19 protein-coding genes and 1 tRNA gene are annotated in these 25,826 nt (G+C 65.9%); 13 read left to right on the top strand and 7 right to left on the bottom strand.

Annotated elements, in window-relative coordinates:
* Positions 1 to 122: 122 nt before the first annotated feature.
* Positions 123 to 578 (top strand): DUF4126 domain-containing protein, encoded by a 456-nt coding sequence (locus Q9Q95_RS04500; protein ID WP_306094246.1) that lies wholly within the window; start codon positions 123 to 125, stop codon positions 576 to 578.
* A 401-nt stretch (positions 579 to 979) separates the two neighbouring features.
* Here Q9Q95_RS04500 and Q9Q95_RS04495 read toward each other — a convergent pair whose 3' ends face one another.
* The gene (locus tag Q9Q95_RS04495) at positions 980 to 1,513 is read right to left on the bottom strand and encodes a DOMON-like domain-containing protein (RefSeq protein WP_306094244.1); all 534 of its coding nucleotides are present in this window, start codon (positions 1,511 to 1,513) and stop codon (positions 980 to 982) included.
* A 32-nt stretch (positions 1,514 to 1,545) separates the two neighbouring features.
* Here Q9Q95_RS04495 and tyrS point away from each other — a divergent pair, with 32 nt between their 5' ends.
* Positions 1,546 to 2,772 (top strand): tyrosine--tRNA ligase, encoded by a 1,227-nt coding sequence (tyrS, locus tag Q9Q95_RS04490; RefSeq protein WP_306094243.1) that lies wholly within the window; start codon positions 1,546 to 1,548, stop codon positions 2,770 to 2,772.
* A 132-nt stretch (positions 2,773 to 2,904) separates the two neighbouring features.
* Positions 2,905 to 3,228, top strand: coding sequence for a PilZ domain-containing protein (locus Q9Q95_RS04485; RefSeq protein WP_306094241.1), 324 nt, complete (start codon positions 2,905 to 2,907; stop codon positions 3,226 to 3,228).
* 2 nt (positions 3,229 to 3,230) lie between these two features.
* Here the strand turns inward: Q9Q95_RS04485 and recG are convergent, their stop codons facing one another.
* Positions 3,231 to 5,291, bottom strand: a complete 2,061-nt coding sequence (gene recG / locus Q9Q95_RS04480; protein ID WP_306094239.1) for an ATP-dependent DNA helicase RecG — start codon at positions 5,289 to 5,291, stop codon at positions 3,231 to 3,233.
* 187 nt (positions 5,292 to 5,478) lie between these two features.
* On the opposite strand from recG, the gene Q9Q95_RS04475 reads away from it, so the two are divergent.
* Complete coding sequence (locus tag Q9Q95_RS04475) at positions 5,479 to 5,745, top strand: succinate dehydrogenase assembly factor 2 (RefSeq protein ID WP_306094236.1); 267 nt, start codon at positions 5,479 to 5,481, stop codon at positions 5,743 to 5,745.
* Between the two features lie 138 nt (positions 5,746 to 5,883).
* A complete protein-coding gene (gene mfd / locus Q9Q95_RS04470) occupies positions 5,884 to 9,342 on the top strand; it encodes a transcription-repair coupling factor (protein ID WP_306094234.1) in 3,459 nt (1,152 codons plus the stop codon).
* A 37-nt stretch (positions 9,343 to 9,379) separates the two neighbouring features.
* Here mfd and Q9Q95_RS04465 read toward each other — a convergent pair whose 3' ends face one another.
* Positions 9,380 to 9,781: a hypothetical protein gene (locus Q9Q95_RS04465; protein WP_306094232.1), complete on the bottom strand. Its 402-nt coding sequence runs from the start codon at positions 9,779 to 9,781 to the stop codon at positions 9,380 to 9,382.
* Positions 9,778 to 11,760, bottom strand: coding sequence for a bifunctional diguanylate cyclase/phosphodiesterase (locus Q9Q95_RS04460; protein WP_306094230.1), 1,983 nt, complete (start codon positions 11,758 to 11,760; stop codon positions 9,778 to 9,780). Before Q9Q95_RS04460 ends, Q9Q95_RS04465 begins: the two co-directional genes overlap by 4 nt.
* Positions 11,761 to 11,840: 80 nt before the next feature.
* Between Q9Q95_RS04460 and moaA the strand changes: the two genes are divergently transcribed.
* The 3 genes from moaA (at position 11,841) to Q9Q95_RS04445 (ending at position 13,797) form a co-directional block, all read left to right on the top strand.
* Positions 11,841 to 12,854, top strand: a complete 1,014-nt coding sequence (moaA, locus tag Q9Q95_RS04455) for a GTP 3',8-cyclase MoaA (RefSeq protein WP_306094228.1) — start codon at positions 11,841 to 11,843, stop codon at positions 12,852 to 12,854.
* Positions 12,851 to 13,618: an NAD kinase gene (locus Q9Q95_RS04450; protein ID WP_306094226.1), complete on the top strand. Its 768-nt coding sequence runs from the start codon at positions 12,851 to 12,853 to the stop codon at positions 13,616 to 13,618. The genes moaA and Q9Q95_RS04450 overlap by 4 nt, the downstream gene beginning before the upstream one ends.
* Positions 13,619 to 13,722: 104 nt before the next feature.
* Positions 13,723 to 13,797, top strand: a tRNA-Asn gene (locus Q9Q95_RS04445).
* 827 nt (positions 13,798 to 14,624) lie between these two features.
* Here Q9Q95_RS04445 and Q9Q95_RS04440 read toward each other — a convergent pair.
* The 3 genes from Q9Q95_RS04440 to Q9Q95_RS04430 are packed head-to-tail and all read right to left on the bottom strand — an operon-like array spanning position 14,625 to position 17,028.
* Positions 14,625 to 15,497 (bottom strand): hypothetical protein, encoded by an 873-nt coding sequence (locus Q9Q95_RS04440; protein WP_306094224.1) that lies wholly within the window; start codon positions 15,495 to 15,497, stop codon positions 14,625 to 14,627.
* Positions 15,494 to 16,162 (bottom strand): bifunctional 2-polyprenyl-6-hydroxyphenol methylase/3-demethylubiquinol 3-O-methyltransferase UbiG, encoded by a 669-nt coding sequence (locus Q9Q95_RS04435; RefSeq protein ID WP_306094222.1) that lies wholly within the window; start codon positions 16,160 to 16,162, stop codon positions 15,494 to 15,496. The genes Q9Q95_RS04440 and Q9Q95_RS04435 overlap by 4 nt, the downstream gene beginning before the upstream one ends.
* Positions 16,163 to 16,164: 2 nt before the next feature.
* Entirely contained in the window at positions 16,165 to 17,028 is an 864-nt protein-coding gene (locus Q9Q95_RS04430) for a GIY-YIG nuclease family protein (RefSeq protein WP_306094220.1), read from the bottom strand.
* Between the two features lie 122 nt (positions 17,029 to 17,150).
* Here Q9Q95_RS04430 and Q9Q95_RS04425 point away from each other — a divergent pair, with 122 nt between their 5' ends.
* The 5 genes from Q9Q95_RS04425 to Q9Q95_RS04405 all read left to right on the top strand — a co-directional run bounded on the left by Q9Q95_RS04425 (position 17,151) and on the right by Q9Q95_RS04405 (position 25,825).
* A complete protein-coding gene (locus Q9Q95_RS04425; protein ID WP_306094218.1) occupies positions 17,151 to 18,281 on the top strand; it encodes a cysteine desulfurase family protein in 1,131 nt (376 codons plus the stop codon).
* Complete coding sequence (locus tag Q9Q95_RS04420) at positions 18,278 to 19,180, top strand: DUF4007 family protein (RefSeq protein WP_306094216.1); 903 nt, start codon at positions 18,278 to 18,280, stop codon at positions 19,178 to 19,180. Before Q9Q95_RS04425 ends, Q9Q95_RS04420 begins: the two co-directional genes overlap by 4 nt.
* The gene (locus Q9Q95_RS04415; RefSeq protein WP_306094213.1) at positions 19,177 to 22,566 is read left to right on the top strand and encodes a hypothetical protein; all 3,390 of its coding nucleotides are present in this window, start codon (positions 19,177 to 19,179) and stop codon (positions 22,564 to 22,566) included. The genes Q9Q95_RS04420 and Q9Q95_RS04415 overlap by 4 nt, the downstream gene beginning before the upstream one ends.
* Positions 22,563 to 23,363, top strand: a complete 801-nt coding sequence (locus Q9Q95_RS04410) for a phosphoadenosine phosphosulfate reductase family protein (RefSeq protein WP_306094211.1) — start codon at positions 22,563 to 22,565, stop codon at positions 23,361 to 23,363. Before Q9Q95_RS04415 ends, Q9Q95_RS04410 begins: the two co-directional genes overlap by 4 nt.
* A 77-nt stretch (positions 23,364 to 23,440) precedes the next feature.
* Positions 23,441 to 25,825 carry a sensor histidine kinase gene (locus tag Q9Q95_RS04405; RefSeq protein ID WP_306094209.1) on the top strand — a complete coding sequence of 795 codons (2,385 nt, stop codon included), beginning with the start codon at positions 23,441 to 23,443 and terminating at the stop codon, positions 25,823 to 25,825.
* Position 25,826: the final 1 nt, after the last annotated feature.

The following is a 25,826-nucleotide window of genomic DNA, read 5'->3' as shown; positions in this document are numbered from 1 at the left end:
GCCGTCGCTCAGCCTCCCGGTGGCCCCCGGCACAAGGCCGGGGTGACATTCAGGGCATGACGGCCGGACACTTAAGCCCCGCCACGGGTTCCCTCCGCTCCACCAGCGAAGGAAGCACGCCGATGATCCGATCGATCCTCATGGGAATAGTCGCCGGATCGCGCTCGATGACGCCGCTCGCGATGGTCGCCAATGCCGCGCGCACCGGCGAGCTGCCAGCGGATAACGGCGCGGCGCGCTTGCTCGCCCACCCGCTCGTCTCGCTCGGCGCGACTGCCCTCGCCACCTACGAGCTGGTCGGCGACAAGCAGAAGAGCGCGCCCGACCGGATCATCCCGCCGGCGGTGGTAATCCGCAGCCTCAACGCCGCCTTTGCCGGCATGGCGCTCGCCCCGCGCAACCAGCGCTTCGCCGCTGCCGCGCTGGCCGGCGCGACCGCAGTGATCGCCTCTTATGCCAGCTTTGCCCTGCGGATGCGGGCGATGCGGAAACACGGACAGGCCTCGACCGGATTCGTCGAAGACGCACTCGTCCTGTCGACCGCCGCCGCTGCCGTCCGCGCCCGCGTGCCGGGTTGAGCGCAGACGCGCCCCTCCTTCGTGGGAGTGACGGCTGGAGATTCCGCAACCTCGTCACCGCACCCTTGCAATATAGGATTTGATTTGCTTGCCTCGGGCGGCGGCAGGCTTGGCCGCCTGCTCTTTGACATCGTCGTACACCCTCGCAACATCGGCACTTTCACGGCGCATTCGGTAGCTTCGGTGTCGCTTCACAGGCGCGTCGGTGTCGCTGGAGCGTGACCTTGGGCGGGCGATACCGGCGCGGACCTGCCGCCTCGGTGTCGCTTCACCGGCGCGAAGGCGGCGCTTTGGAGCCGCGAAACTGGCGCGGCACCGGTATTTTCGGCCGGAAACTGGGGAAAACGGCGCCAGACCCGCACTTCCGCAACTTCCAACCGCCGCGCATCGCAACTTTGCCGTTACGCCGCCGCCGGCACCTCCCACGCGAAATTGGCCTCATGGTGGAAGTCCGGCTTGCCCGGCGGGTGCGCGAGCGACCAGAACGAACGCTTGCCGCCCGCTTCCTCGATCACCGCAGTGACGCCGACGCACCAGTCGCCGTCGGGCAATCCGGACAGGTCCACCGCGGCGCGCATCTCGCCGCCCCACCATTCGATCGCGGGCACTCCCAGCGGCAGGTCGGCCATTCCCGCGCGATAGCCGGTGAAGCGATACGCCGCCCATTCGCCCGAGGGCGAGAAGTTGAATTCGTAATAGGCGTCGCTGCCTTCGGGCCGGACGAACAGCTCGAAGCAGGTATGCTTCCACAATTCGTCCGCGCGGCGCGGCGTCGCGATGCCGGGCGCCACCAGATCGCCCCCTCCCTCGACGCGATATTCGATCAGCCAGCGACCGTCGCCGCCGCACGCCAGCATCACTTCGATGCCGCGCACCGCCACCGGTTCGAAATCGGGATGCGGCACCAGCGTCCCATTGCCCAATCCTCTCCCCAATTCACTTCCTCCATGCTAGGCGGCGCCGCATCATGACCGAATACCAGTCCGAACTGCTCCGCCTGCTCTCTTCGCGCGGCTATATCCACCAGGTCACCGACCCGACGGGCCTCGATGCCCTTGCCGCACGCCAGATCGTTCCCGGCTATATCGGCTTCGATCCGACCGCGCCTTCGCTTCACGTCGGCAGCCTCGTCCAGATCATGCTGCTCCGCCGGCTCCAGCAGGCGGGCCACAAGCCCATCGTCCTGATGGGCGGCGGCACCGGCAAGGTCGGCGACCCCAGTTTCAAGGACGAGGCGCGGAAACTGATGACGGTCGATACGATCGCCAGCAACATAGCCTCGATCAAGACCGTGTTCGAGAACTTCCTGACATTCGGCGACGGCCCCACCGACGCAGTGATGGTCGACAATGCCGAATGGCTCGACGCGCTCGAATATCTCCCGTTCCTCCGCGATTACGGCCAGCATTTCTCGGTCAACCGGATGCTCAGCTTCGATTCGGTCAAGCTGCGGCTCGATCGCGAGCAGTCGCTGTCGTTCCTCGAATTCAATTACATGATCCTCCAGGCCTATGACTTCCTCGAACTGTCGCGGCGTTCGGCATGCCGGCTGCAGATGGGCGGGTCGGACCAATGGGGGAACATCGTCAACGGCATCGAGCTGTCGCGTCGCGTCGACGGCACCGAGGTCTATGGCGTCACCACCCCGCTGATCACCACCGCCGATGGCGGCAAGATGGGCAAGACCATGTCGGGCGCGGTGTGGCTCAATCCCGACCAGCTCTCGCATTACGATTATTGGCAGTTCTGGCGGAACACCGACGATCGCGACGTCGGCCGCTTCCTGCGGCTGTTCACCGATCTGCCGCTCGACGAGATCGCCCGGCTCGAGGCGCTCGAAGGCGCGGAGATCAACGAAGCCAAGAAGATCCTCGCCAACGCCGCCACGGCGATGTGCCGCGGGCCGGATGCCGCCGACGAAGCCGCCGAGACCGCACGCCGCACCTTCGAGGAAGGCGCCGCCGGCGAGGCGCTGCCGAGCTTCGCGGTGCCGGGCGGCAGCATCGCCGTCGTCGACGCGTTGATCGCGCTCGGGCTGTGCCCGTCCAAGGGCGAGGCGCGCCGGAAAATCGCCGAGGGCGCGATCAAGGTCGACGATCAGCCGATCAGCGACCCCGCGGCGAGCGTGGCGGTCGCCGGCCAGGTCAAGATCAGCTTCGGCAAGAAGAAGCACGGCCTGCTGGTTCCGGCCTGAGTTTCCGATCCTCCCCCGCAAGGGGAGGATGAGCCGCCCGGCATAAGCCTCTGTTAAGCAGCTTCGTTTGAACCGAATTCACGCGCGCCCGCTATCGCAGCAGGCGTACCTCTAGGTTTGAGCGGGGCGCGTGTGAGCTTCAGTATCGGCAATCTGGCCTTGGCCGACGACCGGCAGGAAATGCGCGACGACGTGCATTACCGCGCCCGTGCCTACGGCCCCGACGCCCGCCAGCTCACCTTTCTGGTCGTCAACCTCTCGCCGCATGGGCTGATGGCGCGCTGCGACACCCCGTTCGAGACCGGCGATCGCCTGCGTATCGTGCTGCCGGTGGCGGGCACCCTCGTCGCCGAAGTCCGCTGGTCGCTCGGCGGGCGACTGGGGTGCCAGTTCGATCCCGCGATCGATCTCGCCAGCTATTACGAGCTCGTCGCAGTGCTGCTGAAGGGCAAGTAACGCTACCCGGCGCGCAGCAGCGCCACCGCCGCATCGCGCTCGAACAGATACAGCGCCGTCCGCGCCGCCTCGCCGCGCGGCGTCTTGAGCCCGCGATCCTGATCGACCAGCAACCGCGCATCGGCATTGGCCGCGACGATCAACGCCTGCATCATCTCGGGGGTCGCCAGCCGGAACTGCTGCTCGCCCGACTGGCGGGTGCCGAGCAGTTCGCCGCCGCCGCGCAGCTCGAGATCGCGCTCGGCGATCAGGAAGCCGTCATTGGTATCGCGCATCAGCGCCAGCCTGGCGCGCGAGGTCTCGCTCAAGCCGGCGCCGCGCAGCAGCACGCAATGCGACTTGCCCCCGCCCCGGCCGACGCGCCCGCGCAGCTGGTGGAGCTGGGCCAGCCCGAAGCGGTCGGCATGCTCGATCACGATCAGGGTCGCATTGGGCACGTCGACCCCGACCTCGATCACCGTCGTCGCGACCAGCACACCGGTCCCGCCCGCGGCGAAGCGCGCCATCACCGCATCCTTCTCAGGCCCCTTCATCCGGCCATGGACGAGCCCGACCCGGTCGCCGAACCGCATCTGCAGCTCCGCCGCGCGCTGCTCGGCGGCGGCGAGGTCGACCTTCTCGCTCTCCTCGACCAAAGGGCACACCCAATAAGCCTGCTTGCCCGAGCCGAGATGCCGGCCCAGCGCCTCGACGATCTCGCTCAGCCGGTCCTCGGACATCACGCTGGTCGCGATCGGCTCGCGCCCCGGCGGCATCTCGTCCAACCGGCTGACGTCCATCTCGCCATGCGTCGCCAGCTGGAGCGTGCGCGGAATCGGCGTCGCAGTCATCACCAGCAGATGCGGCGGCACCTGCGCCTTGCTCTGCAGCATCAGCCGCTCGGCGACTCCGAAGCGATGTTGCTCGTCGACCACCACCAGCCCAAGATCCTTGTAGCGAACCCCCTCCTGGAAGATCGCGTGCGTCCCGACCAATATATCGATCGAGCCGTCGGCGAGCCCCATCAAGGTCGCCTCGCGGGCCTTGCCCTTGTCGCGCCCGGTAAGGATCGCGACTCTTACGTCCAGTCCCGAGAGCATTCGAGTAAGTGTCTCGAAATGCTGGCGTGCGAGGATTTCGGTCGGAGCCAGCATCGCCCCTTGCGCGCCGGCCTCCGCCGCGATCAGCAGCGCCATCGTCGCGACGAGGGTCTTGCCCGAGCCGACATCGCCCTGCAGCAGCCGCAGCATCGGCTGGCTCTGCGCCATGTCGCCCTCGATCTCGCGGATCGTCCGCGATTGCGCCCCGGTCGGCGCATAAGGCAGCTGCAGCCGATCGCGCAGCCGCCCGTCCCCTGCGAGCGGCCGCCCGCGCTTGGCGCGGGCCTCGCCACGCACCAGCAGCAGCGCCAATTGGTTGGCGAAGATCTCGTCATAGGCCAGCCGCTCGCGCGCCTTGGCATCGGCGGGGTCGGCGTGGATCGCAGCCAGCGCTTGCTTCCATGCCGGCCAGCCATGCTGCGCCTTGAGACTCGGCTCGATCCATTCGGGCAATTCGGGCGCGCGTTCGATCGCCTGCGCCGCCAAAGCGGCGATCCGCTTCGACGTGATGCCCTCGGAACAGGGATACACCGCCTCGCGCCCCACCGATTCGGCCTCTTCGGGCGCCAGCACCAGATCGGGATGGACGATCTGCAATTCCTGCCCGTAGGTTTCGAGCTTGCCCGAGACGAAGCGCGCCTCGTTGAGCGGCAGCAGCTTCTTCGCCCAGCCCGAATTGCCGCCGAAAAAGACGAGCGTGACGTAATTGCCCCTCGCGTCCACCGCCTGCACCCGCGCCGGCGCCCGCGCGCTCCCGCCGAAGCGATAATTCACCGCGGTCAGCGTAATCGCGATGATCCGCCCGGCATCCGCCGCGTCGAGCTCGTCGCGCGGCACGCGATCGATGAACCCGGTCGGCAGGTGAAAGGCGACGTCGACCGCCCGCGCCAGCCCCAGCCGCTCGAGCGGTTTGGCGAGCCCCGGGCCGATGCCCTTCAGTGCGATCACTTCCGCGAACAGTGGATTGAGAATGTCGGGCCGCATCACGCTCGACCTAGTCCAACGCGTGCTCCTGCGAAAGCAGGAGCCACGATACAGGCGGGATCGCCCTTGGCTCCGAGTTCCCTGCTTCGCAGGAGCACTGGCTTTCCATGCCCCGAAACCCTATCTGGGCGACAGACCCAGCCGACCGCGCTCAAAGCGCCGCCGGCCGATTTGCGTTGGAGATATTGTGGACCGCGAACACCGCCTCAAGCGCCTGCGCTTCCGCGCCTGGCACCGCGGCGTCAAGGAAGCCGATCTGCTGATCGGCGGGTTCTTCGACGAGCATGCGACGGGCTGGAACGACGCCGAGATCGACCTGTTCGAGGAGATGCTCGAGGAACAGGATGTCGATATCATGGCTTGGGCGATGGGAACCGCCGCCGTCCCCAAACGCTACGAGGGAACCATAATGAATGCCCTCAAGACTCTGAACTACGTGCCGATTTCGACTTAACCAATCCTCCTCCCTGAAAGGGAGGGGTCAGGGGTGGGTGCGCGCGAAGCGCGCTCGCTCCTCGGCCAAGAAGGCCGACGCTAGAGCGTCGGCACCCACCCCCGGCCCCTCCCTTTCAGGGAGGGGAGCAAGAAGCAGATGCCCGACCTCAAGAAGATCCTCACCGCCACGCGTCCGCTCACCCTTTCGGGCGCCCCCACCGGCTTCCTCCCCTGGATGCTGGCCGATCTCGCCCGCGCCGGCGGCACCGCGGTGTTCGTCGCGCCCGACGAAGCGGCGATGCGCGCGATCGCGTCGACCGCGCCGTTCTTCGCGCCCGAACTCGACATACTCAGCTATCCGGCATGGGATTGCCTTCCCTATGACCGCGCCAGCCCGACCTTGCGGGTCATGTCCGAGCGGCTCGCCACGCTCCACGCGCTTCAGAGCAAATCTGAAAAGCCGCGCCTGCTGATCACCACGGTCAACGCCGCCAGCCAGCGCACGCTCACGCCGTTCCGCATCCGCCAGCTGGTCGCTCGCCTTGCCCCCGGCGAGCGGATCGGCCTCGACAAGCTTTCGGCGCTGCTCCAGGCCAATGGCTATGTCCGGGTCGACACGGTGAACGACGCCGGCGAGTTCGCCGTCCGCGGCGGCCTCGTCGACCTCTTCCCGAGCGGCGCCGAGCAGGCGCTCCGCCTCGACTTCTTCGGCGACGAGATCGAGTCGGTCCGCACCTTCGATCCACAGGACCAGCGCACCACCGGCCGGGTCGACGGTTTCACCTTGCTTCCCGCGTCCGAGGCCTTGCTCGACGAGGAATCGATCAAGCGCTTCCGCGGCCGTTACCGCGAGAAGTTCGGTGCCAACGCCACCGGCGATCCGCTGTATCAGGCGATCAGCGATGGCCGCCGTTTGGCCGGGATGGAGCATTGGCTGCCTCTGTTCGAGGAGCGGCTCGACACCCTGTTCGCCCACCTACCCGACGAAGCCGTGATCGTCCGCGACTCGGCAACAGGCGGTGCCGGCGAGCAACGCTTCGAGGCGATCGCCGACTATCAGCAGAACCGCGTCCGCGCCGAATCGACTGCCCCGGGCAGCTATCGCCCGCTCGCCGCCGACACGCTCTATCTGTCCCCGGACGAATGGGCGAAGGCGCTCGATCACGGCCCGGTCCATATCGCGACGTCGTTTCACGAGCCCGAATCGGGCACTGTCCTCGACTTCAACGTCGACGGCCCGCGCGATTTCGCTCCCGAGCGGGCCGGCGGCAACAATGTCTACGAAGCCGTCGTCGCGCACCTCGCCAAGGTGCGGAAAGACGGGCGCAAGCCGATCCTCGCCAGCTATTCGAATGGCGCGCGCGAACGCCTCTCAGGCCTGCTCGGCGACCATGGCCTCAAGGGCGCGCGCGCCGCCGATAGCTGGCAGGAAGCGCTTGGCGTAGCGGATAAGGGCATCGCCCTGATCGTCCTGCCGCTCGATCACGGCTTCACGGCGCCCGATGTCGCGGTGCTCACCGAGCAGGACATGCTCGGCGACCGCCTCGTCCGGCGTTCGAAGCGGCGCAAGAACACCGACGCCTTCCTCCAGGAGCTCGCCACGCTCTCGCCGGGCGACCTCGTCGTCCATATCGAGCACGGCATCGGCCGCTACGAAGGGCTGACGCAGATCCCGGTGCAGAAGGCGCCGCACGATTGCGTCGCGCTCTCTTATGCCGGCGGCGACAAGCTCTATGTGCCGGTCGAGAATCTCGAAGTGCTCAGCCGCTATGGATCGGGCGAAGAAGGCGCGACTCTCGACCGGCTAGGCGGCGAGGCGTGGCAGCGCCGCAAGTCGAAGATGAAGGAGCGGATCCGCGAGATTGCGGGCGAGCTGATCCTCACCGCCGCCAAGCGCGCCACGCGCCCCGCCGAAATCGCCGAGCCCGATCATGGCGGCTATCCCGCCTTTGTCGATCGCTTCCCCTATGAGGAAACCGACGACCAGGACCGCGCGATCAACGACGTGCTTGAGGATCTCGCCGCCGGCCGCCCGATGGACCGGCTGATCGTCGGCGATGTCGGCTTCGGCAAGACCGAGGTCGCGCTGCGTGCCGCGTTCGTCGCGGCGATGGCGGGGATGCAGGTCGCCGTGGTCTGCCCGACCACCCTGCTCGCGCGCCAGCACCATCGCAATTTCGTCGAGCGCTTCCAGGGCTTCCCGATCGAGGTCGGACGCTTGTCGCGCCTGGTCCCCGCCGCCGAGGCCAAGGCGGTCAAGGAAGGTCTGGCCGAAGGCAAGATCGACGTGGTCATCGGCACCCATGCGGTCCTCGCCAAGACGATCGACTTCAAGCGGCTCGGCCTCGTCATCGTCGACGAGGAGCAGCGCTTCGGCGTCACTCACAAGGAGCGCCTGAAGGCGATGAAGGCGGACGTCCACGTCCTCACGCTCACCGCCACGCCGATCCCGCGCACGCTCCAGATGGCGATGAGCGGCCTGCGCGAGCTTTCGGTGATCCAGACCCCGCCGGTCGATCGTCTCGCGGTGCGCACCTATGTCATGCCATGGGACCCGGTCGTGCTGCGCGAGGCGCTGTTGCGCGAGCATTATCGCGGCGGCCAGGCCTATTTCGTCACCCCGCGCATCTCGGATCTCCCCGATATCGAGAAGTTCCTGCGCGAGGACGTGCCCGAAATCACTTATGTCGTCGCGCACGGCCAGATGGCGCCGACCGAAGTCGAGGAGCGGATGTCGGCCTTCTACGACCGGCGCTACGATCTGCTCGTCTCGACCACGATCATCGAATCGGGGCTCGACATCCCGAGCGCCAACACGCTGATCGTCAATCGCGCCGACAAGTTCGGGCTAGCGCAGCTCTACCAGATCCGCGGGCGCGTCGGCCGCGCCAAGACCCGCGCCTACGCCTATATGACCACCCCGCCCGAGCGCCAGATGACCGAAGCGGCTGGCAAGCGGCTCAAGGTGCTCTCCGATCTTGAATCGCTGGGCGCGGGCTTCCAGCTCGCCTCCCACGATCTCGACATTCGCGGTGCGGGCAATCTGCTCGGCGACGAGCAATCGGGGCATATCAAGGAAGTCGGCTACGAACTCTACCAGTCGATGCTCGAAGAGGCGATCATGGATGCCAAGGCCGGCGGCCTGCGCGACGACATCCGTCCCAAGGATCTGTCGCCGTCGATCACCGTCGATGCGCCGATCATGATCCCCGAGGAATATGTCCCCGATCTCGATCTGCGCATGGGCCTCTATCGCCGCCTCAACGAGGTCGAGGATACCCGCGGGATAGAGGAATTCGCGGCCGAGCTGATAGACCGGTTCGGCAAGCTCCCCGAGCCGACCGAGAATTTGCTCCAGCTGATCGAGGCCAAGCTCAACGCCAAGACCGCCTGCATCGCCAAGATCGACGTCGGCCCCAAGGGGGCGCTCGTCACCTTCCATGACGACAAATTCCCCAACGTGCCCGGCCTGCTCGCTTATGTCGACAAGCTCGAAGGCACGGCGCGGCTCCGCCCCGATATGAAGCTGGTCATCAACCGCGCCTGGGCCAACCCGAGGGCACGGCTGCACGGCGCGCTGCAATTGTCGCGCGGGCTGGCCAAGGCGGCGGGGTGAAAATTCCTCCCCCAGCTTGCTGGGGGAGGAATTGAGCTCACCCTTGGCCGCCGAGCACGATCTCGACTTCTTCCTCGTCCTCCAGCGCCTCGGCGTCGAATTTCTCGCGGGTCATGTCGAACGCGCCGGTCAATCCCTCGACCACCCAGCTGCCCATGACGAGGGTGCCGTCCGCGTCCACGGTACCGGCGTAGCGCACGGCGTGGGTCCAGCCGCCACTGCCGTCATATTGCTTGGTGAAGCGCAGGCTCGCGCCGTCGCGCTGGCCCATGACCCGCGCCTTGCGGATGCTTCCGCTCGCCTCGTCCGGCTCGGTGATCGTTCCCGTCACCGCGCCGTGGCGCTCCTCGAGCAGCGCGATGAAGCCGTTGTCCTCATGCCCGGCATAGGCCGAATAATGCCCGTACCAGACGCCCGTCAGATCCTGCGGATCGCTCATCCCTGCACCAGATTGGCGAGCGCGGGCACGTCGAGCGGTTCGGCGCAGAGATAACCCTGGAAATATTGGCAGCCTTCCTTGGCCAGCAAGTCCAGCTGCGCCTCGGTCTCGACTCCCTCGGCGACCACCGCGAGCCCGAGCGAGCGCGCCATGTCGATCACCCCGCGCACCACTACCCGGTCGCGATGCGCGCCGGTGATGTCGTGGCTCAGGCGCTTGTCGATCTTGAGATAGTCGAGCGGCAGCGCCTTCAGATAGGCAAGGCTCGAATAGCCGGTGCCGAAATCGTCGATCGCCACCCGGCATCCTGCGGCGCGGAGCTGCGACAGCAGTCGCGCCGCTTCGGTCAGATCGGCCATGATCCCGCTCTCGGTGATCTCCACCGTCAGCCGCGAGCGGGGGAAGCCGCTGGCGTCGACGCGCCCGAGCAGGCTGTCGGCAAAGCCGGCGCGCGCCACGTCGCTCGCGGTCACGTTGATCGACAGCCGCAGCCGGGCGAGCTTCGACGGCCATTGCGCGGCGGCAGTGAGCGCGCGGCGCTGGACATGGTCGCTGAGCTGCGCCTCGAGCCCGGCGCGCTGCGCGGCGAGGAACAAGGTTTCGGCGCCGATCTCGCCCAATTGGGGATGCTGCCAGCGCGCCAGCGCCTCGACTCCGACGATTTGTCCTGAAGCGATTGCCACCTGTGGCTGGAAACGCACCCCGATCTCGCTGCGTTCGAGCGCGCGGTGCAGATCGTTGGCGAGTTCTTCCATCGGCGGCGCATTGGGCTCGGCCGGGACAGCATCGCCGAGCAAAGCCTCGCTCGCGCGCCGCAACAGGCTCGCCGCCGAATCGCCCGCCACGCTGGCCGCGCTCGCCATTCTGGCGCCGAGATGCGCGATCTCGCCGCCCGCGACGAAGGGTCGGCTGATCGCCTCCTCGAGCCGGGCCTCGGTTGCGGCGAGCTGCGCGGCGCCGGCGCCCGGGCTCGCGACGAGAAACTCGGAGCCGCCGATCCGCGCGACGACCGCCTCGCGCCCCAACAATTCGCGCGCCACTTCGGCCGCGCGCCGCGAGACGCCGCGGAGCAGCGCGTCGCCGGCTTCGCGACCATAGGCCGTGTTCACTGTCTCGAAGCGGCTCAGCCCGATCAATATCGCACCGATCGTCTGGCCCTCGGCGAGCTGGCGGTCGATCCAGCGCCGCGCGCTGGTGGCGTCGCGCGCGCCGGTCAAGGCGTCGCGCACCGCCACGCTGGCGTCGGGCGCCACGCCGAGTGCCTCGACCAGCGCGTGGAGCGAGCCGCCCTGCGGATCATATTGGAGATGCTGGACGACGCGTCCGACGCCGGCGAGATCGTGCGCGAACGCCGTCGAGCCATGATCGCCACCCAGCCGGCGAAGCGCGGTCCGGACGAGGGTCCTATCCTCGGGATCGAGCCGCCGCATCACCGAGAGCAACCCCGGCGCCTCGCTCAGCCCGAGCAGATTGGCGAGGCCGGGCGTGAGCTGAAGCGAGCCCATTTCGCGGTCGAACCGCCAGCCGAGCGGTTCAGGCGCCCCGCTGCTCTGCCCCCGCGACTGCGCCAGCCGCTCGACATGGCGGTGTGCGAAGCGAATCGCATGCGCCATCGCCGCCGACGACATCGGGCTGCCGAGGAAATGCGTCGCGCCGGCATCGTAGAAATGCCGCATGTGCACCGTGTCGCTCTGCGAGACGAGGATCAATATCGCCCCGCCATGCGCCTCGACTGCCCTGCCCAGCGCCCTGGTGGCGTCGAGCCCCTCGCTCATCGCCCCGCGCGCGTCGATCACCGCGACGCTGGCGCCGCTGGCGAGGAAGCGCTGTTCGAGCCCGTCGGGACGCCGCGCCGCGACCACCCGCCAGCCGCCGCCGGCAGCCGCCGCAGCCACTTCGTCGCGCTGGCGGAAGGACAGCACGAACACCGGAATATCGGTTGCGGCGGCGGGGTCGGCGATCGTGAAATTATCATCCATTGCCCCCTCGATAGCGGGAAGCATCGACCACCGCCATCCGGAGGGTTGTTTGGCCGCGCGCAAGGCCTTACCCCGGCATCATGGCCAGCGCCCCCGCCCCTGACGCCGACAAACTGGTGGACCGCCACGGCCGCGCGATCCGCTATCTGCGCATCTCGGTCACCGATCGCTGCGACTTGCGCTGCCGCTACTGCATGGCCGAGACGATGACCTTCCTCCCGCGCAGCGCATTGCTGAGCCTAGAAGAGATCGCGCTGATCGCAGAGCGCTTCGTCGCGCGCGGCGTGCGGAAAATCCGCCTCACCGGCGGCGAGCCTCTGGTCCGCCGCGACATGATCGAGCTCGCCTGGCGGCTCGGCCGGCAGATCGGCGCCGGGCTCGACGAGCTCACCCTGACCACCAACGCCACGCGCCTCGCCGCGCATGCCGAGGAATTGTTCGCCGCGGGGATGCGCCGGATCAATGTCAGCCTCGACAGCCGCGATCCGGCCAATTTCCGCTACATCACCCGCCACGGCGACCTGACGCGGGTGCTGGAGGGGATTGCCGCCGCCAAGGCGACCGGCCTCAAGATCAAGATCAACATGGTCGCGCTCAAGGGGCTCAACGAGCACGAAATCGCCCCGATGCTCGCCTGGGCGGCGGACGAGGGCCATGACCTCACCCTGATCGAGACGATGCCGCTCGGCCGGATCGACGAGGATCGCGCCGACCGCTTCCTGCCGCTGCCGCGGGTGCTCGCCGATCTGCGCGACCGCTTCGATCTCGTGTCCGACGATCACCAGAGCGGCGGCCCTGCGCGCTATTGGCGGCTGGCCGGCACCGGTACGCGGCTCGGCCTGATCTCGCCGCTCACCGGCAATTTCTGCGCGACCTGCAACCGCGTCCGCCTGTCGACCGACGGCAAGCTCCATATGTGCCTCGGCCACGAGGATTCGGTCGATCTGCGCGAAGCGATCCGCTCCGGCGGGCTCGCCGAGGTCGACGCGCGGATCAGCGAGGCGCTCGATCTCAAGCCCGCCGCGCACGATTTCCGCATCGCCGCCGGCACTGCGCCCGCGGTCTCGCGCCACATGAGCGTCACCGGCGGATGACGCTCCGCGCGCTCGTCGCGTCGCCGACTCCGCCCGCGCAGGCCGCGGTCGAGGAGTTGCGCAGTGCCTATGACTGGGTCCCCCTCGAACAGGCCGAGGAAGTCGTCGCGCTGGGCGGCGACGGCTTCATGCTCCAGACGCTCCATGCGATGCTCGAGCGCCGCCGCATCGTCCCCGTCTTCGGGATGAACCTCGGCACGATCGGCTTCCTGATGAACGACTGGCGGCTCGAGCGGCTCGAAGAGCGGCTCGCCCGCGCCAAGCCGTTCCGCGTCTCGCCGCTCAGCATGACCGCAGTGACGATCAGCGGCGAGCAATGCGTGCTGCCGGCGATCAACGAAGTCTCCTTGCTCCGCGAGACCCGCCAGACCGCCAAGCTCGAAGTCACCGTCAACGACCGCGTCGTGCTCGAGGAACTGGTCGCCGACGGCATGCTGGTGGCGACCCCGGCGGGCTCGACGGCGTACAATCTCTCCGCCAACGGCCCGATTCTGCCGCTTGGCTCGGCGCTGCTCGCGCTCACCCCGATCAGTCCCTTCCGCCCGAGGCGCTGGCGCGGCGCGATTCTCCCCGAAAAGACCCGCATCGGCATCCGCGTCCTCGAGGCCGACAAGCGCCCGGTCAGCGCCGTCGCCGACCAGCGCGAGATCCGCGAAGTGTCGCACGTCCAGATCGAGATCGACCATATGCGCGACCTCACCCTGCTGTTCGATCCCGAGCATGCTCTCGATGACCGCATCACGATGGAACAATTCATCGCCTGAGGCGGCCGCGGCAAAAAAGAGGCGCGAACCGCTATTGCCATCTCCGAAAACCCGCTGCTATAGGCGCGCCTCCGCAGCGGCTCAGGCCGCTAAGAAGACGGTTTTCCCCGGTAGCTCAGCGGTAGAGCGTTCGACTGTTAATCGAATGGTCGCCTGTTCGAATCAGGCCCGGGGAGCCAGCCGCCTTCAGCCCCAGAAATCCGATTGTTTTCAATCGGTTGAGGTCTGAAGGTGCCAAATAGGCTAATTGGCGGTGAACATGCGATGTCGTAACCCACTAGGGTTGCGGCATTTTTTGTTCAAATCCGGATCGGGGTTTCCATCTGTTACCTTTCGCGTCGAAATTGTCGTTTGCGGCGCTGATCATCCAGCCCGCGAGCTAATCGTTATCGCACTACCCTTGCCTCCCTTTGCTGAGCACCGTGCTGATGCGCTCATCGAAGGTTTCGACCAGTTAGTTACGACTCAGCGATGTTCTCCTTCGCAATATGAGTCGGTTTGAAAGGCCGCGCGAGGCCTAGGGCACTCAAGTGCCAAAAGGGGCACTTCAGCGCCGCTTGCTTCGAGTCACGCAGGCATAAAGAACGCATGCACGTCGCTCCTCATGTCGCCTGACGGGCCGCAAGCCGACTGGCGGTTTTCAGACGTCGAGATACGATTTGCGGACATTCGTAAAGCGACCTGCCAAAGCACGAGGGAGACGGCGTGCCGCCCGTATGATGCCACCAACTTCTCAACGGACGGTGCAATCACGACCTGCGACTGGCCTCCGCAGGCGGGCTCTGCCGCCTCATTTATCCACGCCCTGCACAGCACCGCTTCAGCTTTGAGGTGGCCGTGCTAGAAAGCGGCCGATGGCCGCAATCACCGCGCAGGCGCTGCCAAGCGGCCGCATGCACAGCAATGTGGGCCCTTTACGGGTTGATGGCGCCCGGCCATGGCTGGACCAAGGAGTGCCTCCAACAGGGAGCCACTCCCGGAAAGTCAGTCTGGCGATGCCATTCGACTAGGTCAAAGATCCCGACGCGGCGGCGCTGTTGGCTGCGGCGGGTTCCGCGAGGAGCTTGAGATCGCCCGAAATGACCAGATCCGGCATTGGCGGGTGGGCCTTGCTCGGGTTGCTCCGCAGCGCTTCCCGCCGATCGAGAAGGCGCTTCTGCTCCGCAAGCATGACCCCGTCCAACTGCCGCGGATAGACATACTCGCTGTACCGCGCCGGATCCATTTCCAGACTGCCGGCAGCCGCCAGCTCGAGGAACCGGAAATGCGCGCTGGCCTTGCTGAAATAGGGCATGAGCTGGATCGAGACCGCGCTGCTCCCCTTCTCCGACATTAGCTTGCGCAGTACTTTGCCGTTGTCGACGACGGCGTCCAGCAGGGTCTTGTCGGCGGGCGCCAGCCCGGCAAGCCAACCATTGGTCAGCAACGCAGTCAGCGTCCGAAAGTTGGCCGCATCAGGCTGGTTCCGCTTCAGCTCCTGAGCTAGAATCTTGTTCTCGCCACTCAAGTGCAGGAACGGTCCGACGAAATCCGACAGCCGCTTCTCGATCGACTCGATCTCAAGCTCATTCGTCTTCTGGATGATAGTGGCACGCCCGTTTCGAGTGGTGCCGATATAGCCGACCACCGCACCCAGCAGTGCTGCCATACCACTCAAAGCGGCCGTCCATAGCGGGTTCAGCCCTCCTCCCGACTGAACGCGGACCGGCTCGCGGAGCGTCAGCACGGCCTCCACCGGCACTGCACGTGGCGAAGGCGCGACTTCCGCCGGGCGCAACACAGCGGGGGTCGCCCCTTTTTCGTTCGCCGCGAGCGCCGCCGCGGCCCCGCAGGTGGTGAGCAGAAATGCCAGAGCGAGCCCGGTGCGCACCGCGCTCACTTGGCGCGCGCCATGCTTGAAATCCAACCGGGCGCGACCGTCCCGGTCGCCGTTCCCGTGACGGGCGGCTCGCCTGTGATTTCGAGAATGTCGAATCCAGCTCCGGCCAGCTGCGTGCTCCACAGGTCCTCATCGTAGAGAGTGAACCAACGGCCTGTCGCATCCACGACCTCGCCGCGGCCGCGCTTGACGGAGGAGAAAAGAACGCCGCCGGGGTGCAGCATTGCGCGCAGCGCACCCAAGGCCACGCCGATGCGGGGACGGTCGATGTGAAGCAGCGATGCCATCGCCCAAATACCATCGAACCTGCCGAGTGCCGGTGGAGCTGCCAGATCCCCGACGACCACTTCGCATCCCGAATGCTGTCGTGCGAACTCCGCCAGTTCCGGCGAGAGATCCAGGCCCACCGCCGTCATGCCTCTTGCTCGAAACTGGACAAGATCTCGTCCCGCACCGCAACCCGCGTCCAGGATCCGTGCCATCGGCGGAAGCAGCGCGAGGAACTGTTCAACGCGCTCCGATGTGTCGATCTTTGCCGTAAGCGCGGCATAGTCGGCGGCGCAGCTGTCATAATAGCGCAAGGTGCTCCGGGCCTTCTCGCCCGCCTGACTGCCTGCTTCGATCGGCGCCCCTCCCGTGGGGTGAAGAACTTCGGTCGAAAGCATGTTTACGAGCAACCTCCGCCATCAACATAGTCGGGGCGGCGCCGCGACGCCAGTCGGCGGCGTGCTGACGCGCGAACGTTTGACGAGAAACTCGCCCTGAGGTCGCCCAACGGGGCGTAGACGAACTCCCCGCCCAGCGACCAGCCATTGCCATCGCAGTAATCCAGGAGGCGCCGTTCCTCGACATGCGCAGCGTCGGCCGACGGCAGGAGTTTCAGGCAGACCGGAATGTAGTGGATCGCCGCGCCGAGAGGCAGGCCGTGGGCAAGTTCAGAGATACGTCGATCGATATCTGAAGTCCGGCCAATCTTGTAGACGGCATGGTCGTCCAGAGGGGCGACATTCGGCGCCAGGACCGAAAGGGCACCATCGAGAAGGAGGAGATAAACGCAGCACGGCCCATCGGATACCTGAACCGTTCGCGCCGAAAATGTGGGGGCTGGTCCTCGCGAACTTCTCCGTTCTGTTTGCCAGTCGCCTGCCGATATGGCCCGACGGATTCTCGACACCTCTTGTGCGAGGCCCTGGCGGTTTTGCGAGAACTCCTCCCAGACCAGGCGGTCGATTGCGCCACCGGGACGAAGCCCGGCATTTTGGCCGGCAGGCGCATCTGGGTCATGTTTCCCGAAATTGCGCAGGCGCATCGCAATTCCGTCCGGATTGCGGAAGGATGGCAACACCGCGCGCCCATCGCGGCGCCCCGCCGCGCGCAGGACATGGGAGAGTGCCTGCACATCCGGATGCCCCTTCTCGGCTTTGGGAGTGCTGAGGTACAAGTTCATCAGCAGAATGGTTTCGTCGCGGGTCCAGTCCGGATTGCGGCCGACCTTGCCCGCCGATGCGCCGGTGTTGCCAGTTTCACTCATCCACTACCCGCCAAAGCTTGATCCAGTCCCCAGAGAATGCGCCAGTCGGGCGCAATCGCCTAATGACCTGAGATTCCGCGTCGTGTAGGTGTCCGGAGGGTATTTTCGACGCCGGGGACCAATTGGCAATCTATCTGGACAACATGGCCGCGACACCTGTCGATCCCCGGGTCGCAGACCAGCACCGTGCGGCGATGACCGAAAACCCCGCCAATCCCAACAGCTCGGAACACGCCCTTGGCATCAAGTCACAGGAGGCGATCGAGCGGGCCGGGTTAGCCCTGCTTCGCGCGGTCGGAGCCCGGCAGGAAGATATATTGTTCACCCCGGGTGCCTCTGCTGCATTGTGGGTAGCCGTCCAGGACGCCATCGCGCGCGTTTCGGGCCGCCTGGCGCGGGTAGCGGTGACCGAAGTGGAGCACCCTTCCCTGCTCGCTGCGCTGCGCCGAGCTGAAGCTGACGGCCGCCTGACCCTGTCGGTCATCGGCGTCGATGAAGATGGTGCTCCCCGTCTGGAAATCGCGGAAAATGCACTCAGGGAGGGTGTCGACCTGCTCTGCACGATGGCGGCGAATAACGAGGTCGGAACGATCACCGATATTGGCGCACTCGCCGCGCTGGCGGAACAGTATGGCGCCCGGCACCTCGTGGATGCCAGCCAGGCCGCAGGCCGGATAGGCATGTCCGCAATCCTCAGGGCCGATCTATTCGTCGTCAGCGGCGCGAAGGCTTACGGTCCCCGACGCGCGGGCGCATTGATTGGAAAGTTGACGGGGCACGCCTCTCGTCTTGCGCACGACGTGTTCGGCAGCCCGGACGCGCCCGGAGCTGTTGCTCTGGCGTTAGCATTCACGCTCCGCGCCTCCGAAAGAGAAAGCGACGAGCCGCGCATCGCCGCCATGCGGGACGCGCTCCAGTCGCACCTGCTGGCCAACGTGCCCGGGCTCCGGGTAAACGGGTCCGGTGCCGCGCGATTGGCGGGCAGCCTGCACGTGTCGACACCCCATCTCCCGGGCGAGGCTGTGATCGGCCGGCTCTGGGGCAAAGTGGCGCTGTCCACGGGCGCTGCGTGCCAGTCGGGCGTTCCGGGCCCATCGCACGTACTTTCTGCAATGGCGATTCCGGAATGGGCGAGGGACGGCGCCATTCGAATCGGCATTGGCCGCTTCAACACCGAGGATGAGATCGCGGAGGCCGGCGTGATGATCGCCGCAGCCCTGAATGCGGCCACGCCTTCACGGAGATACGCATGACACTTGCCGCGGTGCGGCCCCGCTTTAGCGGGCACGAGACATTTGCATGTCGGTTCGCATGGCTGCCAAAGGCGGTGCGGCTGATCGCGCGGGAGCCGAGGGCCCTGTCGGACGACGAACGCGCGATCCTCGAGCTGGGGCTCGGCAAGAATATGGTGCGCGCCCTGCGCTTCTGGCTTGAGGCCTTCGATGTTGCATCGGCGGATGCAGGCACCTGGTCGCTCCTGCCCTTTGGCCAATCGTTGTTCGGCCCGGACGGGCTGGATCCCTTCATCGAGCGCGTCGAGACGCAGTGGTTGCTGCATTGGCGTCTCAGCACGGAGGTCGAAAATCCGCTCTTCGCTTGGCGCCACATCCTGTTCCGCAGGATGCGACCGGACTTCACACGCTCCGAACTGCTGACGGAAATGCGCATCGAAGGTGAGCGGCTCGGTTATGAGCATTCGGACGTCACATTGCTCCAGCACGCCGATGTTTTCGTTCACAGCTATCTCGGCTCGCTGAATCCGGCATCGCCAGAAGATGCGCTCGATGGCCCGCTGGTTGACCTTGGTCTTCTCCGCCGTCTCGGCCGTCGCCGTGGCGGAACGGATCGGTTCGAGCCGGTGTTCGCCCTCGCCCGGCTGCCGATTGAAGAGATCGGCGGCCCGGTGATCGACTACGCTATTGCCAGCTATTGGAACGCCCGGCGCGCCGGGGAATCGGTGGTGACGTTCCGCGATCTCGCCCATGGCGAGGGATCGCCGGGGGCCACGTTGCGCATCGAGACTGATGATTTGCGCGACCATCTCGAACGATCGCCGGACCTCTGGTCATACCGGCCATCCGGCGACGCCGGGACGGTTACCGCTGTGTCCGGCCTGGACGAGGCCAGTTTGCTGAAGAAGGTCTACGCGTGAGCAAGGCAGAGAAAATTTCGGGCCTGCTCGGTGCGCCTGGCATGTTTTATCGGTCAGTCGCGCTGGAGCGGGACGCAGGCGACGCCTCGGCGGGGTGCTCCTTCGTGCTGACGCCCTGGCTGGAACGCGGCGCCAGCGAGATCCTGTCCGGCTTGCAGGCCGGCGGAACGCGCCGCGCATGGCGCATGATCGGCGACTTCGGCGTCGGCAAGTCGGCGCTCGCTCTCGCGATCGTGCAGGCGCTGGATCCGCGCATAGCAAACCCCGAAATGCCCATGCGCAAGCTGGCGGATGCTGCCGGCGGCGCGCCGCGCATGTTTCCCTTGCTGGTGACCGGATCACGCGATGGCCTGGCAGCGGGACTGACTGCAGCGATTGCCAGGGCTATCGGAACCGAAGGTCTCATTCCCGCGAAGCGCGCCACCGCACTCGCCAAGAGCAAGGACCCGTTCAAGGCGATCTCCGGCCTGCGCGATGCACTTCGCGAAACCGGTGCTTTCGATGGCCTGTTGCTGGTCATCGATGAAATGGGCAAGTTCCTGGAGGCCGCTGGCGAGGAAGAAGGATTCGACGTCTTCCGCCTGCAGGCGCTTGCCGAAGAAGCGGCGCGCAGTGGAGGCGCGCCCCTGGCCGTGATTCTGATCCTTCACAAGGGATTCCAGTCCTACGCCGAAGATTGGCGCACCGCCCGGCGCAGCGAGTGGGAAAAAGTGGCGGAGCGGTTCGAGGAGATGGTCTTCGACCATCCCTTGTCGCACACTGCAGCCCTGTTGTCGGCGGCGCTGAGCGTAAATCAGACGAAGATCCCAACTTCGGCGCGCAAGGCGCACAGTGAGGCGGTCGAGCGGGTCCGAGCCTTGGGCTGGCTTGGTCCGCGAAGCGGCAAGGGTGACGAGGGATGCTGGCCGATCCATCCGGCGGCCATTCCCGTCATGGCGCGTTTCTTTGCGAGCTTCGGTCAGAACGAACGCTCGCTCTTCGGATTTGCGGCGAGCGAGGAGCCGAACGGCCTGCGCGCCTTCGCTGCCGAGACCGGGGCATCAGACGGCCTCTATGGCGTCCGCCATTTCTTCGACTATGTCGCATCCTCATTCGGGCACCGGCTCACCTCCCGTGCAGGCGCGGGTGAATGGTCGCGAATTCGCTCGGTACTCGACCGGGCAACAGATGCCGATCTGGTCGAGAGCGCCGTTCTGAAGACGATCGGGCTGCTGAACCTTCTGGACGCACCAGACCTGTCCGCGAGCCGGGACAGTGTCCGGGAAGCTTTGGTTCCTGAATTCGCCGGAGACGAGGTCGAAGCTGCGTTCGAGCGTCTCATCGGCGGTGGCCTGCTGTTCCGGCGCCCGGGCCGAGCGGAGCTTCGGCTCTGGACGAGCCGGCGTGTCGATCTGTCGGAAATCTGGAGCGAGGCGGAGCGGGAGCTCGACGCGCGAACAGTGATCAAGGAACTTCCGCGCCACCTTTGCAGCCTTCCGATCCGGCCGCACGTGCTGGCACGCCGCCACTCCGTAACCACGGGCACGAACCGGCGGTTCGCGGTGCGCTGCACCCATGCTTCGGCACTTGCCGGCTATGGGGGACATGGCAATGCCGATGGCGGTATCGTCGCCGTCCTGTGCGGCAGTCCGGAAGATCTGCGGATCGCACGCGCATGGTGCGCGGAGACAACCAGCCAGGATGACGCGATGATCGCCATCGCCGTGCCCTCGCTCGGTGATCTTGGCCATGCGATGGTCGACCTGCTGCGACACCGCTGGGTCGTGACAAACGCGTCGGCACTCCAGGAAGACGCATATGCGACGGCCGAGATCGAACGCACCATCGGGGAACTCGAGGCTCGGCTGATCTCAGCGGTGGAGTCGACGCTCGGTCTCGGCGGCCACGCCCCTGCCTCCGAAATCGACGCGTTCTGGAAGGGCGAGCTGGCCTTCATCGACCGGCCCCTCCACGTGTTCGTCTCAACGCTTTGCGATCAGATCTACGACCAAGCCCCGCTTGTCGAAAACGAGCTCGTCAACAAGCAGGTTCTGACTTCTGCGGGCGCCGCCGCCCGCCAGCGGCTGATCGAGAAGATGTTCTCGGCGGCTCACGATCCCGAGTTGGGCTTCGCCGCCGGGAAAGCTCCCCCGGAGCGTGCGCTGTATCTTTCGCTCCTGCGCCGCGGCGGACTGCACCGCGAGCAAGATGGCGCCTGGGCGATCAGCCCGCCGGCACTCGGCCAGGATGCGTTGCGGCTGGCACCGGCACTGGCTGCGATCGACGGGTGCCTTGCGGCAACCGGCGAGCGCGTTGCGATACCGGCGATCTACACCGCGCTCGAAGCTCGACCATACGGCGTTCGGCCCGGGCTCGCGCCCGTGCTCCTGGCCGTTACGCTTGTCGCTGCCGGCCACCGTGTCGCCCTGTTCGAGCGCGGAACCTATTGCCCGCGCATCGACGGGGCAGCGTTCATGCGTATCCTCAAGTCGCCGGAGCACTTCACGCTTCAGCTGGTGTCGCTGGAAGGCATTCGCGCCGAGGTATATCGGCAACTTGCAGAGCTGCTGGGCCGGGGCGCGGAGCAGCCGGGCATACGGGCCGTGGTCGATCCGCTGATCCGCTTTGGCGTGGATCTGCCCTTCCATGCGCAGAGCACGGCGGCCCTGAGCGCCGAGGCGCGCGCCGTCCGGCAGGCCCTCTCCCGGGCCCGTAGCCCGGTCGATCTGGTGTTCGACGATCTACCGACCGCATGCGGGGTTCAGCCTTTCGCGCATGAGGCTGCACCAGACGCGGACCGGGTGGACAGCTTCGTTCGCACACTGGATGCCGCAGTGACCGAATTGCGCGGTTGCTATCCGAAACTCCTCGACCAGATGCGGGAGGAACTGCTGGAGACGCTGGGCGCGCCCGATCGGGCGACACTCACCGAGCGCGCCGCCGCCCTCTCCTTCCGGCTTACGGAGCAGCATCTTCGCACTTTCGCGCTTCGACTGGCCGATACCGGGCTGTCCGAAGAGAAATGGATCGAGGCGCTCGGTGGTGCCGTGCTGATGAAGCCACCGGTGCGGTGGCTGGATCACGACGTCGCGACGTGGCGCTCGCGCCTGGCCGACATTGGCTCGCAGTTCCGGCGGGTCGAGGCGACGGCGTTCGGAAAAACGAAGGTGAAACGCAACGCGGTGCGCGTCTCGCTTACGCGGATTGATGGACAGGAACGGGCAGTAATCGTCGACATCGACGGCCTGAGCGATCATCAGACGACTGTGCTCGGCGCGATCGAGCGTATGGCGACCGAGGCGGATCTGAGCCTCGATACAGTGGCGGCGCTGCTGTCGCTGGAAAGCATGCAGAAGGACAAGGACGTGACGATCGGCAAGCATGAAGCGGAGCGGGATCACGGATGACACGTCACGTTCTCAGCCTGTCGGGCGGCAAGGATAGCGCCGCGCTCGCGGTCTACCTACGCGACCGCGTGCCCGAGATGGAGTATATCTTTCACGACACCGGGAAGGAGCTTCCCGAGACCTACGACTATATGGCGCGTCTCGAGAGCATCCTCGGCCGACCGGTCACCCGCACCACTCCGGACGATCCCTTCGAGCACTGGCTCGCGGTCTATGGCGACATGCTGCCGTCCAACCACCGGCGGTGGTGTACCAAGATGCTGAAGTTGAAGCCGTTCGAGACCTATATCGGCGACGACCCCACCATCAACTATGTCGGGCTGCGCGCCGATGAGAAGCGCACCGGCTATATCAGCACCAAGCCCAACATCACCGCCGTTTACCCTTTCCAGGAAGACGGCCTGGTCCGTGCGGATGTCATCCGGATCCTTGAGGACAGCGGCCTTGGCCTCCCCCCGTACATGGAATGGGGCCGATCGCGTTCCGGATGCTATTTCTGCTTCTACCAGCAGAAGATCGAGTGGGTTCGCCTGAAACGGAAGCATCCCAACTATTTCGAACTCGCGAAACAGTATGAAGTGCGCAGCGCGGCGGTCAGCGAGAGCTTCACATGGTGCAGCGGCGAATCCCTCACCGAGCTCGAGCAGCCCGAACGCATGGAGCAAATCGAGCGGAACCATGAAGCCGCAATGGCGAGGCGTACGGCCCGCCGGGAGAACCTGCCTCTGTCAGCGGTCCTTGGCGGCGCCGAGATCGAGGAAGAGGAGCCGGAAGGCTGTCTGATCTGCTCCCTCTGAATTCGATCCAAAATGGCGTTTTTTGGGGATTGCGACTTAGCTTGCCTTCAAACTTCAATGTAGTGACAAGATAAGCCATGTCGTTCACATTCGCCGCACGCACGATCCTGGAGCTTGGCAAGGAACTGATCAGCTCCGACGAGGTCGCGCTCTACGAACTCATCAAGAACTCTGTCGACGCCAAGTCGCCGACGGTGAAGATCACTGCCAACATCGTGTTGGAAAAGACTTCGCTTCAAGCCGCTCTTGACGCGATCGGCGGCGTCGGCCGCAAAGCGGAGGATCCGCCCATCACCGTCGGCGAGGTGATGGCCATGCTCGGGGCGTCCAAGCCGGACAACGTCGACGACGATAAATTCGCGGCCTTCCTCGGCGCGCTCGATGGCGCGTCCGACACGGCTGGTCTGCGGAAGCGGCTCCTCGAGATGTACGCCACCCACAATTGGATTGAGGTACGCGACGACGGATCGGGGATGTCGCTGCAGGACCTGAGCGACATCTACCTCCGCATCGGCACCCGGTCCCGCCGCGCCGATAATATCGACGGCGCGCAGTTCCTCGGGGACAAGGGCGTCGGGCGACTTTCCGCGATGCGGTTGGGAGAGCACCTCAACGTCAGCACGACGCGCACCGGCGAGGCGACTTGGCATTCGCTCGACATCGATTGGCGCCAATTCTCCCATGACCGCGACATGGACATCGGCGAAGTCACGGTCGAACCGGTGGAAGGCGAGCTCAAGGACGACACCCGTGTGCAAGGCACGACTTTAAGGATCTCCGACCTGACCGGCAACTGGAGCAAGGACCGCTTCAGCGAACTCCTCCAGGGCAAGATAGCGCGGATGATCGACCCGTTCGAGGCGGGTGCCGGCAACCGATTGCTCGAGGTGCACCACAACAAGACCCGGGTCTTGGTACCCTCGGTGCCGCAGTCGCTGCTAAAGGCCGCGCATGCTTCCGCCCGCGGCGAACTGAAGTTCGAGGAGGAGACCGGCGAGCCCGTGCTCGAAGGCATGGTCTCCTACCACCGCTACGATCAGCACCGCCCGCTTAACCAACGCGGCGCAGAGATCTACTCGATTGCCCAGAAGTCGGTGAAGCGAAGGGGCAAGCGGGGCCACGCGACGTTCCAGAACGAGGCGATCAGACCCGATGCCATTCGCGATCTTGGCCCCTTCAAGTTCGACGTCTACTGGTTCAACCGCCGAATCGTTGAGCCGGTCGCGTCCTTGACCCTGACCGCCAGCGAGACACGCGAGGAAGTAGCCAAGTGGTCGGGCGGACCGATGCTCTATCGCTACGGCTTTCGCGTGCTTCCGTACGGGGAGCCGCAGGATGACTGGTTGAACCTAGACGTCGTCGCCTTTGGGGAATCCGGGTTCAAGTTGAATAGGCAGCAGGTGGTCGGCCGGGTGAGGGTGTGGTCCCCGCACACCGCTCTCAGCGAGCAGACCAACCGTCAGGGCCTGATCGATTCCGACGCGGCGAGCGCGCTCCGCACGATCATGATGTGGGTGCTCCACGTCGAGCTCCGGAACCTCATCAATGACGTCGACAAGGCCGAACAACTCACCAAGCGGGAGGCCGAGGAGAAAGCGCTCGCCTTCCGCGACACGCAGCACGAGGTCGAGTTCGCCGTGGCCGAGCTCAGGACCAAGCTCGACCCGACCAACCGTCCGCTCATCGATCGAGTGTCTAGGGGCGTCTCCACGCTCGCCGAGCAATGCGCCAGCCTCGTCGGGCGCGTCGACGAAGCGGTGAAGGAGGTCACCGAGGAGCGTGAGAAGTTCGTCTACCTCGCCGGCATCGGCCTTATGACTGAATTCATCTTCCACGAGCTCGACCGATCCGTCGGACACACCCTGCGACTGCTGGGCGAGGCCAGGAAGGACGATAGCGGGGCGGCGCTGCGATCGCTCGAGGCGCAACTGCAGACGCTGCAGAAGCGAATATCGGCCTTCGACGAGCTGACCGGGGAGAAGCGCCAGTCGAAGACCATTTTCGAGCTGTCGGACGTTGTGAACGACGTGGTGGCGAGCCACCGCAACGAGTTCTCGCGCCACAACATCGACCTCGTCACCGACATCTCGCCTTGGCGCGTCAAGGCCAATCGGGGAATGGTGATTCAGATCCTCGAAAACCTGCTCGCGAACTCGGTTTATTGGCTGAAACAGCAGACAAAATACGAGACCGGCTTCAAGCCGCGCATATGGGTCCGCATCGATCCCCAGGAACAGGTTCTGACGGTTGAGGACAATGGGCCGGGCGTTGCCCCCGAACGCCGCGACCTCATTTTCCAGCCGTTCATCACCTCGCGCCCCGCGTCGCAGGGTCGCGGTCTCGGGCTCTACATCTCGCGCGAGCTCGCGCATCATCATGACTGGCAGCTCCAGCTCGACGCTGACGTGGGTCGGCAGAGGAAGGGACGCCTGAGCCGGTTTGTCTTGGACATGAGCGTCTAGC

This window comes from Sphingomonas sp. DG1-23 (genome assembly GCF_030730875.1).
Lineage (GTDB): Bacteria > Pseudomonadota > Alphaproteobacteria > Sphingomonadales > Sphingomonadaceae > Sphingomonas.
The sequence above is the reverse complement of the archived record's forward strand: the minus strand, read 5'-3'. Positions and strand labels throughout refer to the sequence as shown.

Bases quoted from the DNA above. Each gene is read 5' to 3' on its own strand.
- mfd (WP_306094234.1), top strand. From the start codon at position 5,884: ATGCCCGACCTCAAGAAGATCCTCACCGCCACGCGTCCGCTCACCCTT.
- Q9Q95_RS04450 (WP_306094226.1), top strand. From the start codon at position 12,851: ATGACGCTCCGCGCGCTCGTCGCGTCGCCGACTCCGCCCGCGCAGGCC.
- Q9Q95_RS04460 (WP_306094230.1), bottom strand. From the start codon at position 11,760: ATGGATGATAATTTCACGATCGCCGACCCCGCCGCCGCAACCGATATT.
- moaA (WP_306094228.1), top strand. From the start codon at position 11,841: ATGGCCAGCGCCCCCGCCCCTGACGCCGACAAACTGGTGGACCGCCAC.
- recG (WP_306094239.1), bottom strand. From the start codon at position 5,291: ATGCGGCCCGACATTCTCAATCCACTGTTCGCGGAAGTGATCGCACTG.
- Q9Q95_RS04435 (WP_306094222.1), bottom strand. From the start codon at position 16,162: ATGCTTTCGACCGAAGTTCTTCACCCCACGGGAGGGGCGCCGATCGAA.
- Q9Q95_RS04500 (WP_306094246.1), top strand. From the start codon at position 123: ATGATCCGATCGATCCTCATGGGAATAGTCGCCGGATCGCGCTCGATG.
- Q9Q95_RS04410 (WP_306094211.1), top strand. From the start codon at position 22,563: ATGACACGTCACGTTCTCAGCCTGTCGGGCGGCAAGGATAGCGCCGCG.
- tyrS (WP_306094243.1), top strand. From the start codon at position 1,546: ATGACCGAATACCAGTCCGAACTGCTCCGCCTGCTCTCTTCGCGCGGC.
- Q9Q95_RS04420 (WP_306094216.1), top strand. From the start codon at position 18,278: ATGACACTTGCCGCGGTGCGGCCCCGCTTTAGCGGGCACGAGACATTT.
- Q9Q95_RS04405 (WP_306094209.1), top strand. From the start codon at position 23,441: ATGTCGTTCACATTCGCCGCACGCACGATCCTGGAGCTTGGCAAGGAA.
- Q9Q95_RS04465 (WP_306094232.1), bottom strand. From the start codon at position 9,781: ATGAGCGATCCGCAGGATCTGACGGGCGTCTGGTACGGGCATTATTCG.
- Q9Q95_RS04430 (WP_306094220.1), bottom strand. From the start codon at position 17,028: ATGAGTGAAACTGGCAACACCGGCGCATCGGCGGGCAAGGTCGGCCGC.